This is a genomic window from Marinovum algicola (assembly GCF_900109145.1).
In the GTDB taxonomy this organism is placed as follows: domain Bacteria; phylum Pseudomonadota; class Alphaproteobacteria; order Rhodobacterales; family Rhodobacteraceae; genus Marinovum; species Marinovum algicola.
Genome location: NZ_FNYY01000017.1, coordinates 62,205 through 77,578, shown reverse-complemented (window position 1 = coordinate 77,578; position 15,374 = coordinate 62,205). Strand labels below are relative to the sequence as shown.

The window sequence follows — 15,374 nt, the reverse complement described above, 5'->3', positions numbered from 1 at the left end:
TGATCCGCGCGCGGCGGCATGCCCGGCGCCCCGAAAAAGGCCCAGGCTTTTCAAGTGCCTGCGGATTGGGCGGCGCCGGTCTGGCCTGCCCTCGATAGACTTTTTTTTCCCTGTCACAAAAGTTTTGGATTGGACGGCGCGGGGGTTCCGCGTGTCCGATGACCCCAGGCCACCGCGCCGGGTTCGGCCGGTCTGATCCGGGCCGTTCCGGGCGGAGCGGGCAGGGGGCCAAATGCCTCCGGCCGGGTCGAGCCGGTGCCTATCGCAGAGTGCAGAGCAGGGAAAGCGCGAAAATGAAGGATGTTACCGACACGGCGGATGGTCTGGCGCAATGGCGCGTCGGGGTGGATTCGGGCGGCACCTTTACCGATATCTGCCTGTTCGACGAGACCTCGGGCAAGATGGACGTCTGGAAGGTGTCTTCGACCCCCGATGATCCGTCGCGCGGCATTGCCCGTGGCGTCGAGGAGGCGATGCGCGAATGCGCCGGCGCCGAGACCGATCCGGCGGCCGCGGTGGCCTATCTCGGCCATGGCACCACGGTGGCGACCAATGCGCTGATCACCCATCGCGGCGCCCGCGTCGGGCTTTTGACCACCGCCGGCTTTCGCGATCTGCTGGAGATCGGCCGCCAGAAACGCCCGGATCTCTACGACATCTTTGCCGACAAACCGCAGACGCTGGTGCCGCGGGCGCTGCGGTTCGAAGTGCCAGAGCGGCTGCTGCACGACGGCAGTGTCGAGACCGCGCTTGACGAGGACGCGGTGCGCCGGGCCGGGGCCGGGCTGCGCGCGGCAGGGGTCGAAGCGGTGGCGATCTGCTTTCTTTATGCCTTCGTCAACCCGGCGCATGAACAGCGCGCCCGGGCGATCCTCGAACAGGAGCTGCCCGGGGTCTTTCTCTGCGCCAGCCATGAGATCGCACCGGAGTTTCGCGAATTCGAACGGCTTTCGACCGCGACGGTGAATGCCTATCTCGGGCCGATCATGCAGCGCTATATCCGCCGCCTGACACCGCGGCTGGACAATCTCGGTCTGACAGTGCCGCCGCATCTGACCCAGTCGAACGGCGGCGTGGTGCGTTTCGAGGTGGCGGCGGAGACGCCGGTGCGGGCAGTGCTCTCGGGGCCGTCGACCGGCGTGGTGGCGGCGCAGGTGATCGGTGCGGCGGCCGGCGCGCCCGACATCATCACTTTTGACATGGGCGGCACCTCGTCGGATGTGGCGCTGATGGCCGGTGGGCAGACCGCGCGGACCCATGAAAGCCAGGTGCACGGCTATCCGATCAAGGCGCCGATGCTCGACATTCACACCGTCGGCGCCGGTGGCGGCTCGATCGCGCGGATCGACGCCGGCGGGCTGCTCAAGGTCGGCCCCGACAGCGCCGGCGCCGATCCCGGCCCGGTCTGCTACGGGCGCGGCGGGGCGGAGCCGACGGTGACCGACGCCAATATCGTGTTGCAGGTGCTCAATCCGACGCATCTGCTGGGCGGCCGCATGGAGGTGCGCCGCGATCTCGCCCTGGCCGCCATCGACCGCATGGCCGAACGGCTGGGCATGGACACCATGGCCACCGCCCAAGGCATCATCTCGGTGGTGACCGCCAACATGGCCAAGGCGATCCGGGTGATCTCGGTGCAGCGCGGCCACGATCCGCGGGTCTATGCGCTGATGGCCTTTGGCGGCGCCGGGCCGCTGCACGCGGTGCGTCTGGCGCAGGAGCTGGGCATGCCGCGCGTGTTGATCCCGCGCACGCCGGGCACGCTCTGCGCCATGGGGCTGCTGCTCACCGATCTGCGGGCGGAATTCCCGCTGACCCGGCTGATGCCGCTCGAAGAGGCGTCGCTGGCCGAGATCGGCGCCGCCGCCGCGGCGGTCACGGCCGAGGCCGAGGGCTGGTTCGCCGCCGAGGAGATCGCCGCCGACAAGCGCGGGCTAACCCGCCGTGTCGACATGCGCTATGAAGGCCAGAATTACGAGCTGTCGATCGACCTGCCCGCCGGGCCGGTCACCTCCGAGACACTGGCGGCGCTGCGCCAGGGCTTCACCGAAGCGCACAGGCGCATGTATGGCTTTGCCGTGGAGCAGGAGCGCATTTTCTGCGTCACGTTCCGCGCCGAGGCGGTGGGGCTGGTGCAAAAGGCCGAGCTGCCGCGGGCGGCGCTTGGCCCCGAGGCGGCCGACCGCGCCATCATCGGCGCGCGCCGGGTCTGGTATCCGGAAACCAGCTGTTTTACCGAGACCACGCTTTATGCCCGCGACCGGCTGCGGCCGGGGATGCGTTTTGACGGGCCGGCCATCGTCGAGCAGATGGACACCACCACATTGATCCCGCCGGGGGTTTCGGCCCACGTCGACGAAATCGACAACCTGATTTTGGAGCTTGGCCAATGACCGACACCGCCCCCGCGCTCGATCCGATCACCGTCGAGGTCATCGGCGCCGCGCTGTCCTCGATCGTCGAGGAAACCGGCGAGGCACTGGTGCGCGCCTCCTATTCCACCAACGTCAAAGAGCGCCGCGACTGTTCCACCGCGCTGTTCGACCGGGCCGGCCGCACGCTCTGCCAGGCCGAGCATATCCCGGTGCACCTGGGCAGTTTCCTCGATTTCATCCCGATGGTGCTGTCGCTGCATGACGCGGCGGGCATCCGCCCCGGCGATGTGTTTGTCGGCAATGACGCCTATCAGGGCGGCGGCACCCATCTGCCCGACATCGTGCTGGCCGAGCCGGTGTTTCATGGCGGCCGGCTGGTGGCCTGGACGGTGAACCTTGCGCACCATTCAGATTTCGTCGACCGGGCGCATGCCCATATCTATCAGGAGGGGCTGCGCATCCCGCCGATCCGGCTGTATCGCGAAGGGGTGTTGCAGGAGGATGTGCAGAACCTGATCCTGCTGAACTGTCAGGTGCCGCGCGAACGGCTGTCGGATCTGCGCGCGCAGATGGCGGCGAACCGGGTCGGCGTGCAGCGCTTTCAGGAGCTGTGCGCGCGCTATGGCGCCGAGACGGTGCTGGCCTCGGGGCAGGCGCTGCTGGACTACGCCGAGCGCAAGATGCGCGCCGGCCTGGCGGCGCTGCCGGACGGGGCGTGGCGGTTCGAGGATGTGTTCGACAATCTCGATTTCGACGCGCCGATCCCGCTGGCGGTCACGGTGACCATTTCCGGCGAGGACATCGCCCTGGCCTTCGAGGCGCCGCCGCAGGTCCGTGCCGGCATCAACATGACGCGCACCGCGCTTCTGGCCACGGTCTATTACATCGTGAAATCGGTGGTCGATCCGACGGTGCTGCCCAATGCCGGGCTGGCGCGGCCGATCACGGTGACGGCGCCGGACCGATCGATCCTCAATTGCGCCCATCCGGCGGCGGTCAACGGGCGGGTGCAGACCTGCCAGCGGGTGGCCGATCTGATCCTTGGCGCGTTGGCGCAGGCGGCGCCCGAGCGGGTCTCGGCCTGCACCAATTCGACCTGCACGGTGGCGCAGTTCTCGGGCACCCGGCAGAGCGGGCCGGAGGCCGGCGCCTACTGGGTCTATCTCGAGACCATCGGCGGCGGCGGCGGCGCCCGGCCCGCGGCCGACGGGCTGGACGGCATCCATGTGCATGCCACCAATACATCGAACCTGCCGGTCGAGGCGCTGGAAGTCGAATATCCGCTGATCCTCGAGCGCTACGAGCTGGTCGACGGCTCGCAGGGGACCGGCCGCCAGCGTGGCGGCATGGGGCTGCGCCGGGTCTACCGCGCCACCGAGGATTGCCTTGTCCGGGTCGATATCTCGCGCAACCTGTCGCGCTCCTGGGGGCTGGCGGGCGGCGGCGAGGGCGGCCACGGCAGCTATGCCACCGGCCCCGGCACCGCGCCTTTCGATCGCGGCCAGGGTGCCCTGCGCCGGGGCGAATGGCTGGAGGTGGTCACCCCCGGCGGGGGCGGCTATGGCCATCCCGAGGAACGCCGCGTCGCCGCCGAGTGACGCGACCCCGAACCTTTACCCACCCGAAGGGCCGCAAAGAGCCCGCCACAACCGACAAGGAGACTGCAATGACCAATGGACTGAACCGCCGCGGCTTTCTCGCCACGACACTCGGAGGCGCCGGGGCGCTGAGCTTCCTCGGCCCGCGCGCGCTGATGGCGCAGGAGGGCGGCACGCTGCGCTTTGCGCTGTCGACCTTTCCGCCGAGCCTCGCGGCCTGGACCTCGGCCGGAACGGCGGCGGGGACCATCAAGCTGATGATGCACCGCGGGCTTCTGAGCTACGGAGCCGACGGCATGCTGCGCGGCGAGCTGGCCGAGGATTGGTCGGTGGATGACGCCGGGGTCTGGACCTTCACCCTGCGCGAGGCGCAGTGGCACGACGGCACGCCGGTCACCGCCGAGGACGTGGCCTATACCATCGCCGAGGTCGCCAAGCCCGACAGCGCCGCTTTCAGCCAGGGCCAGATGTCGCTGATCACCAAGGTCGAGACGCCCGACGCCCGCACCGTGCGGCTGCATACCTCGGAGCCGCTGGCGACCCTGCCGGGCTGGTTCGCGCATTACCACATGCCGATCATCAAGACCGGCGAAAGCCCCGAAACCGAGATCGGCGCCGGGCCCTTCACGCTCGACAGCATCGAACGCGGCGTGTCGCTGAGCCTCACGGCCTTCGACGGCTATTACAAGCCCGGGCTGCCGAAGCTCGCCGGGGTCGAGGCCATCGTCTATGCCGACGAGAACCTGCGCGTTGCGGCGCTGGAAGCGGGCGACGTCGATCTTGCCGAATACGTGCCCTGGCAGGCCATGGCGCAGGTCGAGGACAATGACGCGCTGAGGCTCGATGTCACCGACGGGCCGTTCATGTATCTGACCTTCAACGCCAGCAAGCCGCCGTTCGACAACCCCAAGGTGCGGCAGGCCGTGGCCCATGCCATCAAGCGCGAGGATATCGTTGCGGCGGCCTTCTACGATCGCGGCGGGGCGCTGACCCATCTGCCGATCGCGGAGAAATCGGAATTCTTCAACCCCGACCTGGCCGACGCCTGGTCTTACGACCCGGAAAAATCCAAGGCGCTGCTGGCCGAGGCCGGTTATCCCGACGGTTTCTCCTGCACCATGCTGTCGACGGCGCAATACGGCATGCACCAATCCACCGCCGAGGTCTGTCAGGCCTATCTTTCGATGGTGGGCATCAACGCGCAGCTTGATCTGCCGGAATGGTCGAGCCGGGTGAAGAAGGGCAACGAAGGCCAGTACGACCTTGCCGTGATGGGCACCACCGCCGACAACAACGACCCCGACGGGCTGGTCAATGTGCTTGACGGCTCGCTGCCGCCCTCGTTCGTGCGCAGCTATGACATGCAGACGCCGGAAATCACCGAGCTTTTCGCCAGGGGTCGGGCGACCTTTGACACCGAGGAACGCAAGGCGATCTACCACGAGCTGGAAAGCACCGCGATCGAAACGGTGCCGCTGGTCGGTCTCGCCTGGCGGGCGCAGGGTTATGGCATGAAGGCGGGCGTTTCGGGCTTTGCCAACCTGCCCGGGCAGCTGACCTTCTATTCCGGCATCACGCTGGAAGAAACCATGCTGGGCTGAGCGGTCCCCGATGGTCAGATACATAGCCTACCGCAGTCTCGTCGCGATCTTCCTGGTCTGGGTGGTGGTGACGCTGGTCTTCCTGTTGCTGCACCTGATCCCCGGGGATCCGGCGGAACTTCTGCTGAGCCAGGGCAGCATCGCGCCCGACCCGCAGGCGGTGGCCGCGCTGCGCGAGAAGATGGGGCTCAACGCCCCGCTGTGGCAGCAGTATCTCGACCATCTGGGGGGGCTGCTCTCGGGCGATCTCGGCGCGTCGTTCCGTGACGGCGCGCCGGTGATGGAACAGATCGCCACGCGCCTGCCGCGCACGCTCGAGGTGATCTTCACCGCCGCCCTGCTGGCCAGTCTGGCGGGGGTGCCGCTGGGCACCTGGGCGGCGATCCGCGCCGGCGGCAAGGCCGACGGTTTCGTTTCGTTGCTGGCCTCTGCGGCGCTGTCGACGCCGGTCTTCGTGGTCGGCTCGGTGGTGATCCTGATCTTTGCGCAACAGCTGAAATGGCTGCCGGCGGGCGGCTTCGTGCCGTTCTCGGAGGATCCGGTGCAACACCTGAAACTGCTGATCCTGCCGGCCGGCACCGTGGCGCTGAGCCTCTGGGCGGTGATCACCCGGATGACCCGCGCCTCGGTGCTGGAGGTGCTTGAGCGCGACCATGTGCGCACCGCCCGCGCCAAGGGGCTGGGCCGCAACACCATCCTGCGCCGCCATGTGGTGCGCAATGCGCTGATCCCGGTGCTGACGGTGCTGGGGCTCGAGATGGGCACGCTCATCGGCGGCACCGTGCTGGTCGAATTCGTGTTCAACTGGCCGGGTCTGTCGGGCTATCTCGTCGCCGCCGTCGACGCCCGGGACTATCCCGAGGTGGTCGGTATCGTGATGACGATCTCGGTGCTCTTTGTCTTTCTCAACCTCGTGGTGGACGTGGTCAATGCCGCACTCGACCCGCGTATCTCGCTGGTGACGCCATGAGCCGATCGACCCGAAAACTGCTGCTGCCCGGCGGCATCGTCCTCGCGCTTGTCACCGTGCTGCTGCTGGCGCCGCTTCTGCCGCTGCACGACGTGCGCGCCATGGACATCCCGAACCGTTTCGCCGGCCCCTCGGCCGCGCATTGGCTGGGCCAGGACGAGTTCGGCCGCGACGTGCTGGCGCGGCTGATCTGGGGCGGGCGGGCCTCGCTGTTCATTGCCGTCGGCTCGGCCCTGGCGGCGGCCACGATCGGCACCCTGCTGGGCCTGCTCGGCGGCTATTTCCGCGGCGTCGTCGAAGTGCTGACGGTGCGCGCCGCCGAGGTGCTGCTGTGCCTGCCGCCGCTGTTGCTGGCGCTGCTGGTGGTGACCATCCTCGGCGCCGGCACCTGGCCGCTGATCCTGGCGCTGACGCTGCTCTATACCCCGAATTACGCCCGCGTTGCCTATGCCGCGACGCTTCAGGTGCGCGGGCTGGATTACGTCACCGCGCAGCGCGCCATGGGCGCGCCGCCGCTGACCATCCTCGGCCGCACCATCCTGCCCAACGTGCTGCCGCCGCTGCTGGTACAGATGTCGCTGGTGGTGGCCTCGGCCATGGTGATCGAGAGCGGGCTGAGCTTCCTCGGCCTGGGCGTGGTGCCGCCGACGCCGTCCTGGGGGCTGATGATCCGCGCAGCCCGGGGCGCGATGGAACAGGCGCCGATGCTGCTGGTCTGGCCGTCGCTGGCGCTGGCCGGCACCATCCTGACCTTCAACCTGCTCTGCGACCGGCTGCAAACCGCGCTCGACCCGCGCGAGGTGACGAAGGGCGGCGCGCTGTGGATGCGGCGGCCGGGGCGGCGCAAGACGGCGGCGGCGCGGCGGCCCGGGGCCGCGGACGACAACGGGCCGCTGGTCGAGATCCGCAACCTCGCCATCTCGGTCGGCCGGACGCCGCAGATCGACTTGGTGCGCCGTGCCATGCTGACGGTGATGCCGGGCGAGACCGTGGCGCTGGTCGGCGAGAGCGGATCGGGCAAGACGCTCACCAGCCTGGCGCTGCTCGGGCTTCTGCCCGACCAGCTTCGGGTGAGCGCCGGCGAGATGCGCTATCGCACCCGCGACGGCGCGGTGCTCGACCTGGCGCAACTGGACGAAGAGGCGTTTCGGGCGCTGCGCGGGCCGGAGGTGTCGATGGTGTTTCAGGACGCCGCCGCGGCGCTCAACCCGGTGCACCGGGTCGGCGACCAGCTGGCCGAGGCGCTGCGCGCCGGCGGGCTGACCGGCGAGCGCGCGGTGCAGGCCCGCGTCGTCGAGCTGCTGCGCCATGTCGGCATTCCCGATCCCGAACGCCGCCGCCGCGCCTATCCGCATGAGCTTTCGGGCGGGCAGCGCCAGCGCGCGATGATCGCCCTGGCGGTGGCCAATTCTCCCCGGCTGCTGGTGGCCGACGAACCGACCACCGCGCTCGACCCGACGATCCAGGCCCAGATCCTCGACCTGTTCCGCAAGCTCAAGACCGACACGCCGGACATGGGGCTGATCTTTGTCACCCATGACCTTGCGGTTGTCTCGGAACTGGCCGACCGGGTGGTGGTCATGTACGCCGGAGAGGTGGTCGAGACCGGGCCGGTGGCCGAGGTCTTTGCCCGGCCGAAACACCCCTATACCGCGGCGCTGATCGCCTCGGTCCCCGAGGGCGCGGCAGATCAGCTGCGCGCCATTCCCGGCAGCGTGCCGCCGCCGCATGACATGCCACCGGGCTGCCGGTTTGCGCCGCGCTGCGATCATGCGCTGCCACAATGCACCAGCCGGGTGCCGGAAACCAGCCACCCGGAGGCGTCCCGCAGCTCGCGCTGTATCCGCTGGAAGGAGGTCTGCTGATGTTCGACATGGGAGCCAAGCCCGCCCCACTGGTCGAGGCCCGGGGCCTCGCGCGGAACTTTCCCGGCCGGCAGGGCCTGCTGGGCCGGGTGCGCGATGTCTGGGCGGTGCGCGATGTCACCCTGGCGCTGGCGCCGGGCGAGACCGTCGGCGTGGTCGGCGAAAGCGGATGCGGCAAATCCACGCTCGGCCGGATGATGATGGGCCTCGACCGGCCCACCGAGGGCAGCGTCAGCTTTGACGGCCGCGATCTGGCGGCGCTGTCGGCGGCCGAGCGGCGAAAGCTGTCGCGGCGCATGCAGATGGTGTTTCAGGATCCCTTCGGCTCGCTCGATCCGCGGCGCAGCATCGGCGCGCAGATCACCGACGGGCTGCGCATTCACCGGCTGGTGCCGCCCGGCGAGATCGAGGCCGAGCTGTTTCGCCTGCTCGATCAGGTCGGCTTGCCGCGTTCGGCCGCGTCGCGCCGGCCGCATGCCTTCTCCGGCGGCCAGCGCCAGCGCATCGCGGTGGCCCGCGCCCTTTCGACCCGGCCGGATTTCATCGTCGCCGACGAGCCGGTCTCGGCGCTCGACGTGTCGATCCAGGCGCAGGTGGTCAACCTGCTGATGGACCTGCGCCGCGATCTCGACCTCGCGATGCTGTTCATCAGCCATGATCTGCATGTGGTGCGCCATCTCTGCACCCGGATCGTGGTGATGTATCTTGGCCGGGTTGTCGAAGAGGGCCCGGCCGAGCGGGTGTTTGCCACGCCGGCGCATCCCTATACCCGGGCGCTGCTGACCGCGACGCCGAGCCTGAAGCCGCGCCCGACCGGCGGCGCGCCGCGAATTCTGCCCGGCGAGTTGCCGAGCCCGGCGAACCCGCCCTCGGGCTGTCCGTTCCGCACCCGCTGTCCGCTGGCCGAGGCGGCCTGCGCCGAGGCGGTGCCAGCGGCACGCAGGATCGAACCGGGGTGGCAGGCCGCCTGCATCAAGGCGGCGCCGGAGGCGGTGGCATGAGTGCGCCGGTGGCGATGATCACCGGCGGCAACCGCGGCATCGGGGCGGCGATTGCGCAGGCGCTGGCGGCGCGCGGCTACCGGCTGGCGCTGGGGCTGCGCCGCGCCGGCAGCCTGCCGCCCGAGATCGCCGCGCTCGATCCGCTCGAGGTGCCTTACGATGCCGCCGATCCGGCCGCCGCCCGCGCTTTTGTGGCAGCGACCGAGGCGCAGTTCGGCCGCATCGACGTGCTGGTCAACAATGCCGGAACCGGCGGCCCGCTGGAGCTGATGCCGGAGGCGCCGCAGCCCGATGACGAGATGGAAACGGCGCTCGAGCAATTGCTGGCGGTGAACGTCAAGGCGCCGTTCCGGCTGACCCGGGCGGCGCTGCCGGCGCTCTGCCGGTCGGGGCAGGGCCGGGTGATCGTGCTGGCCTCGCTCTCGGGCAAGCGGGTGCTGGGGTTGAACGCCGGCTACCAGATGACCAAACATGCCGCTGTAGCGCTGTCTCATGCCGCCCGCCGGGCCGGCTGGGACAGCGGCGTGCGGGCCTGCGCCATCTGCCCCGGTTTCACCGCCACCGACATGACCCTGCGCCACGATCTGCCGCGCGAGGAGATCACCCAGCCCGCGGATCTGGGCCGGCTGGTAACCGAGATCGTGCGCCTGCCGAACAGCGCCAGCGTCTCCGAACTGGCGGTGAACTGGCGCTACGAGCCGGGGCTGTGATGCGGCCCTGGGTGACGACGGTGGCGGGCGACGCCGATCTGCCCGAGGCGGTGGACCTGGTGGTCATCGGCGGCGGCATCATCGGCTGTTCGGCGGCGCTCTGGGCGGCGGAGCAGGGGCTGCGGGTGGCGCTGCTGGAAAAGGGCCGGATCGCAGGCGAGCAATCGGGGCGCAACTGGGGCTGGGTGCGGCGCATGGGCCGGGCGGCGGCGGAATATCCGCTGGGCATCGCGAGCCTGACGCTCTGGGCCGGGCTGAACGCCCGCATCGGCCGCGACACCGGCTTTCGCCGCTGCGGCATCGTCTATGGCGCCGGCAGTGCGCGCGAGGAGGCCTGGCTCGACCGGGTCGAGGCCGAGGCTCGGCGTTTCGGCCTCGGGGTCACGCGGCTGGATCGCGCCGGGCTGGCCGATCACTTTCCCGGCGCGCGGCTGGCCGCCACGACGGCGCTGATGACCGCAGACGACGGCCGCGCCGAACCGGCGCTGGCGGCGCCGGCGCTGGCCGAGGGCGCGCGCGACGCCGGGGCCGCCGTGCTCACCAATTGCGCCGTGCGCGGGCTGGAGACCGAGGCCGGCCGGGTGTCGGCGGTGGTGACCGAGCGCGGGGTGATCCGCTGCGGCGCCGCCATCCTTGCGGCCGGAGCCTGGTCGCGGCTGTTCTGCGGCAATCTCGGGATCGATCTGCCACAGGTGCGGGTGCGCAGCTCGGTGCTGCGCACCGCGCCGGTGGCCGGCGGCCCGGCGCTGGCGCTCGGCACCGGTCGTTTTGGCATCCGGCCGCGGGCCGACGGTGGCTATACCGTGGCGCGCCGCGGCCGCACGCCGGTGCAGCTCACCCATGATCTGCTGCGCCAGGCGCCGCGCTTTGCCGCCGGGCTGCGGCAGAACCGCCGCGAGATTTCCCTGACCGTGGATCGCAGCCTGATCGACACGCTGGTCACGCCGCGGCGCTGGCGCGGCGACGAGATCAGCCCGTTCGAGCGCTGCCGGGTGCTCGACCCCGCGCCGCAGGACCGGCTGCTGGCGGCCGCGCTGCGCGACGTCTGCCACAGCTTTCCGGCGCTTGCCGGCGTGCCGGTGCGCGAGCGCTGGGGCGGGATCATCGACGTGACCCCGGACGGGGTGCCGGTGATCGACCAGGCCCCCGGGATCTCGGGGCTGGTGATCGCCACCGGCTTTTCCGGCCATGGTTTCGGGCTGGGCCCCGGCGCCGGGCAACTGGCGGCGGAACTGGCCACCGGCGCCGCGCCGCTGGTCGATCCCGCGCCATTCCGCCTTGCCCGGCTGCCCGGCGCGCGCCGGGCGGCGGCCGCCGCCGGTCCGCTCCACGAGGGCGCCTGAGAGGCGCCGCCAAGCCTCTGGCGGCACGGCAAAAATTTTCTCTATCGGCTGACAAACCCTTTGAATTGGACGGCGCCGCCCGCGACCGGTTCACTGCATGTGACAGTGACAAGCATTTCAAGGAGCCCCTCATGATCAACAAGATCCGCATGGCGGAACTGACCTCGGAAGAGGCGCGGCAGGCCCTGACCGCAGAGGCCGTCGTGCTGCTGCCGATGGGCTCGCTCGAGGATCAGGGCATCCATGCGCCGATGGGCGATTATCTGGCCGCCGACCTGATGGCGGTGGAGATCGCCAAGGCGGCCCGCGCCGAGGGCGTGGCGACCTTTGTGGCGCCGGTGATCCCCTTTGGCGGACGCGATTACTTTGACAGCAGCCATGGCGGGATCTCGATCAGCCATGCCACGTTGTGCGGCATTCTCGACGACATGTTCGCCTGTCTCAACCGGCACGGCATCCGCAAGGTGATGATCGTCAACGGCCATGGCGGCAATGTGCCGGCGATCACCGAGGTGACGCTGCGCTGGCGCCAGAAGGCCGGGCTTTTCGTGCCGTCGATGTATCTGTGGCAAGTGGCCTATGGCGAGCTGCCGGGATTGATCGGCCCGGAGCAGGCGGCGAAATCCTCGGGCCATGGCGGCGATCCGCTGACCTCGGTCGGGCTGCATTTCTATCCCGACCTGCTGCGCCCCGACCTAATCCGGCCGGCTCCCGAAGGCGCCGAGATCAAGGGGCTGGCGATTTCCGGTTTCAACACCGTCACCGTCGACGGCGCCAGGATACAGGTGCCGATCGAGGCGCTGGAGGCCACCGAGACCGGCGCCTTCGGCTGCGACCCGACGCTCTGCTCGGCCGAGACCGGCGACAGGCTGGTGGCGCGGCTGGCCGCCATTGGCGCCACGCTGGTGCGCGACCATGTCGCCCCGGGCCTGCACGACTGACCGACCCCATCCCGCGGACCGGCCGACACCGAACCGCCAACCCCCGGCTGCCAAGCAAAGACATCATGAACCGGACAACCGGTCGCGCAGCCCCCAACACGGAGAGAAGACCATGACCAAGACGATGCGACTGACCCTGACCACCGCGCTGGCGCTGGCGCTGGCCGGCCCGGCGCTGGCCGAGACCACCTGGCGCATGGCGACCAAGATGCCGGTGGACAGCCCCGAGGGGCAGGTGTTCGCCAAGTTCGCCGAGCTGACCGAGGAATACACCGATGGCGAGCTCAAGATCGATGTCTTTCCGAACGAGCAGCTCGGCAAGGAAGACGCGGTACTCGAGCAATTGCAGGCCAATATCATCCAGGTCTACGCCGAGGGCTTCGGCTACATGAAGAAATGGGAGCCGGCGCTGGCTTGGGTCGCCGCCGCCTTCGCCTTTGACGATTACGATCACTGGCAGCGGTTCATGACCTCCGAGACGGTGACCGGCTGGTTCGACAACGCCGCTGAACAATCCGGCGTGCGGCCGCTGGGAGATCCGACGCAGGTGCTGCGCGGGCCGTACCGGGTGATGGTGTCCAACGTGCCGATCGAGAGCGCCGCCGACATCGCGGGCGTCAAGCTGCGGATGCATGAGAACAAGGTGGCCATCGAGACCTGGGACCACCTTGGCGCCGAGGTCATCACCCTGCCGTGGACCGAGGTCTATCAGGGCATCTCCAAGAGCATCGTGCAGGCCGTGAACTCGCCGATCGCGCTGGTCGAATCGATGCGCTTCAACGAGGTCGCGCCCTATATCACCCGCCACGACGAATATTGGCAGTCGATCGGTTTCATGGTCAACGAACAGGCGCTTGCCGCGCTTGACGAGGAGACCCGCGCTGGGCTGCTCAAGGCCTATGAGGAGGCCGGCGATTATTCGCAGGAGGTGATGTTCGGCGTCGCCGAAGAGAGCATTGCGCGGATGGAGGAGGCCGGCGCCACCTTCAGCGTGCTCGACACGGCACCGCTGGTCGAGAAGATGCAGAGCTTCTACGACGATATGGCCGCGCAGGGCGAGCTGCCCGAAGGCTTCATGGCGGCGGTCGAGGCCAGCCGGGCCTCCGGCCAGTGACGCCTTACGACTATACTCCCGGGGGCCCGCGACAGCGGGCCCTCAACCGGATCGACCGGCTGAACTGGGATCTGGGCGGCATCTTCATGTGGCTGTCGAATGTCTGCCTGCTGGTGATGCTGGGACTGACGGTGGCCACCATCATCCTGCGGCCGATGAGCCTCGCGCCGTACTGGATGTGGCCCTGGACCATGGTGTTTTTCATCTGGCTCAGCTTCTTCGGCTTTTTCGCCATGTACGTGCGGCTCAAGGATGTGCGCGTCGATTTCATCGCCGGTCTGTTCGGCCCCGCCGGCATGGCCGTCACCCGGCTTCTGAGCGATGCCGCGACGCTTTCGGTGACCGGCGTGCTGCTGTGGCAATTGCCCAAGGTCATCGCCACCTCACGCGGGGTCTATGACGGTGCGATCCTGCCCGCCGGTTTCGAACTGCCGCGGCTGGCGCTGTCGATCCCGCTGTTCGTCTCGGCCGCGCTGGTAACGCTGACCGCGCTTCTCGACCTGGCCAAGATCGGCGCCGGGATGCCCGAGAACGTCGCCGACCATCACCCGGAGAGCTGACCCATGGCCTGGATCCTGATCGGAACCTTCATCGCGTTGATCCTGGTGCGCGTGCCCGTTTCCATCGCCATCGGCGCGGCGACGGTGCTGACCTTTGCCACTTCGGATTTCTCCTCGGCGATGCAGATCATCCCGCAGCAGATGCTCGAGGGGGTCAACAAGGCCTCGCTGACCGCGGTGCCCTTTTTCATCATGGCGGGCAACCTGATGAACGCCACCGGCGTGACCGAGCGCATCTTTGCCTTTGCCAATGCGCTGGTCGGCCATCTCAAGGCCGGGCTGGCGCAGGTCAACATCCTGTCGTCGATGATCTTTGCCGGCATCTCGGGCGCGGCGGTGGCCGATTGCGCCGGGCTGGGCGCAATCGAGATCAAGGCGATGCGCGAACGCGGCTACAAGGCCGATTTCGCCGCGGCGATCACCGTCGCCTCTTCGGTGATCGGGCCGCTGATCCCGCCGTCGATCGGGCTGGTGATCTATGCCTTTCTGGCGCAGCAGAGCATCGAACGGATGTTCCTTGCCGGGCTGGTGCCGGGGCTGACCGTCGGGCTGGCGCTGATGATCTATGTGCGGCTGCGCGCCGGTTTCGAGCAATTTCCGACCCAACCCCGCGCCACCCCGCGGCAGGTGGTGGGCACCGCCCGTCACGGCTTTGCCGCGCTGATCGCGCCTGGCATCATCCTGGGCAGCATCCTGTTCGGCTTTGTCACCGCCACCGAGGCCGGGGTGCTGGCCTGCCTCTACTGCATCGGGCTTGGCATCTGGTATCGCGAGCTGACCCTGCGCAACTTTGTCCAGGCGCTGTCGGATACAGCGATGATGACTTCGGTGATCATGATCATCATCGCCTTTTCGATTGCCATGGGCTGGTTGCTGGCGATCGACCAGACGCCGCAGAAACTGGCCGACTGGACCTTTTCGCTGACCGAGAGCCGGCATGTCTTTCTGGCGCTGCTGCTGATCTTCATCGTGCTCGTCGGCTGTGTCGTCGAGGGCGTGCCGGCCAAGCTGATCCTGGTGCCGACGCTGCTGCCGCTGATCGACGCCTACGGCATCGACCGGGTGCATTTCGGCATCATCATCCAGCTGGGCCTGCTGATCGGCATCGCCACGCCGCCGATGGGCATCGGGCTCTACATCGTCTCGGAGGTCGGCCGCGTCCGCTTCGAGCGGGTGACCCTGGCCGTGCTGCCGATGCTGCTGCCGCTTTTCGCCGTGCTGATCCTGCTGACCTATGTGCCGCAGATCGTGACCTTCCTGCCCAACCTCGTGCTGGGCCCGCAATAAGGACGAACC

12 protein-coding genes are annotated in these 15,374 nt (G+C 68.9%); all 12 read left to right on the top strand.

Annotated elements, in window-relative coordinates; all coding sequences use genetic code 11:
- The first annotated feature begins 293 nt into the window (after nucleotides 1–293).
- The 12 genes from BMW90_RS19390 (at nucleotide 294) to BMW90_RS19335 (ending at nucleotide 15,365) form a co-directional block, all read left to right on the top strand.
- Nucleotides 294–2,393, top strand: coding sequence for a hydantoinase/oxoprolinase family protein (locus BMW90_RS19390; RefSeq protein WP_074838190.1), 2,100 nt, complete (start codon nucleotides 294–296; stop codon nucleotides 2,391–2,393).
- Nucleotides 2,390–3,973 carry a hydantoinase B/oxoprolinase family protein gene (locus BMW90_RS19385; RefSeq protein ID WP_074838188.1) on the top strand — a complete coding sequence of 528 codons (1,584 nt, stop codon included), beginning with the start codon at nucleotides 2,390–2,392 and terminating at the stop codon, nucleotides 3,971–3,973. Before BMW90_RS19390 ends, BMW90_RS19385 begins: the two co-directional genes overlap by 4 nt.
- A 68-nt stretch (nucleotides 3,974–4,041) precedes the next feature.
- Complete coding sequence (locus BMW90_RS19380; RefSeq protein WP_074838185.1) at nucleotides 4,042–5,574, top strand: ABC transporter substrate-binding protein; 1,533 nt, start codon at nucleotides 4,042–4,044, stop codon at nucleotides 5,572–5,574.
- 10 nt (nucleotides 5,575–5,584) lie between these two features.
- Nucleotides 5,585–6,544, top strand: a complete 960-nt coding sequence (locus tag BMW90_RS19375) for an ABC transporter permease (protein ID WP_048534675.1) — start codon at nucleotides 5,585–5,587, stop codon at nucleotides 6,542–6,544.
- Entirely contained in the window at nucleotides 6,541–8,409 is a 1,869-nt protein-coding gene (locus BMW90_RS19370; protein ID WP_074838183.1) for a dipeptide/oligopeptide/nickel ABC transporter permease/ATP-binding protein, read from the top strand. Before BMW90_RS19375 ends, BMW90_RS19370 begins: the two co-directional genes overlap by 4 nt.
- The gene (locus BMW90_RS19365) at nucleotides 8,409–9,410 is read left to right on the top strand and encodes an ABC transporter ATP-binding protein (RefSeq protein ID WP_244526554.1); all 1,002 of its coding nucleotides are present in this window, start codon (nucleotides 8,409–8,411) and stop codon (nucleotides 9,408–9,410) included. The genes BMW90_RS19370 and BMW90_RS19365 overlap by 1 nt, the downstream gene beginning before the upstream one ends.
- Complete coding sequence (locus BMW90_RS19360; RefSeq protein WP_074838257.1) at nucleotides 9,407–10,120, top strand: SDR family NAD(P)-dependent oxidoreductase; 714 nt, start codon at nucleotides 9,407–9,409, stop codon at nucleotides 10,118–10,120. Before BMW90_RS19365 ends, BMW90_RS19360 begins: the two co-directional genes overlap by 4 nt.
- Complete coding sequence (locus BMW90_RS19355) at nucleotides 10,120–11,463, top strand: NAD(P)/FAD-dependent oxidoreductase (protein ID WP_074838180.1); 1,344 nt, start codon at nucleotides 10,120–10,122, stop codon at nucleotides 11,461–11,463. The genes BMW90_RS19360 and BMW90_RS19355 overlap by 1 nt, the downstream gene beginning before the upstream one ends.
- A 131-nt stretch (nucleotides 11,464–11,594) precedes the next feature.
- Nucleotides 11,595–12,404 (top strand): creatininase family protein, encoded by an 810-nt coding sequence (locus BMW90_RS19350; RefSeq protein WP_048534680.1) that lies wholly within the window; start codon nucleotides 11,595–11,597, stop codon nucleotides 12,402–12,404.
- Between the two features lie 112 nt (nucleotides 12,405–12,516).
- The gene (locus tag BMW90_RS19345; RefSeq protein ID WP_048534683.1) at nucleotides 12,517–13,518 is read left to right on the top strand and encodes a TRAP transporter substrate-binding protein; all 1,002 of its coding nucleotides are present in this window, start codon (nucleotides 12,517–12,519) and stop codon (nucleotides 13,516–13,518) included.
- Complete coding sequence (locus BMW90_RS19340; RefSeq protein WP_074838176.1) at nucleotides 13,515–14,078, top strand: TRAP transporter small permease; 564 nt, start codon at nucleotides 13,515–13,517, stop codon at nucleotides 14,076–14,078. The genes BMW90_RS19345 and BMW90_RS19340 overlap by 4 nt, the downstream gene beginning before the upstream one ends.
- 3 nt (nucleotides 14,079–14,081) lie before the next feature.
- Complete coding sequence (locus BMW90_RS19335) at nucleotides 14,082–15,365, top strand: TRAP transporter large permease (protein WP_074838173.1); 1,284 nt, start codon at nucleotides 14,082–14,084, stop codon at nucleotides 15,363–15,365.
- The last annotated feature ends 9 nt before the right edge of the window (nucleotides 15,366–15,374 follow it).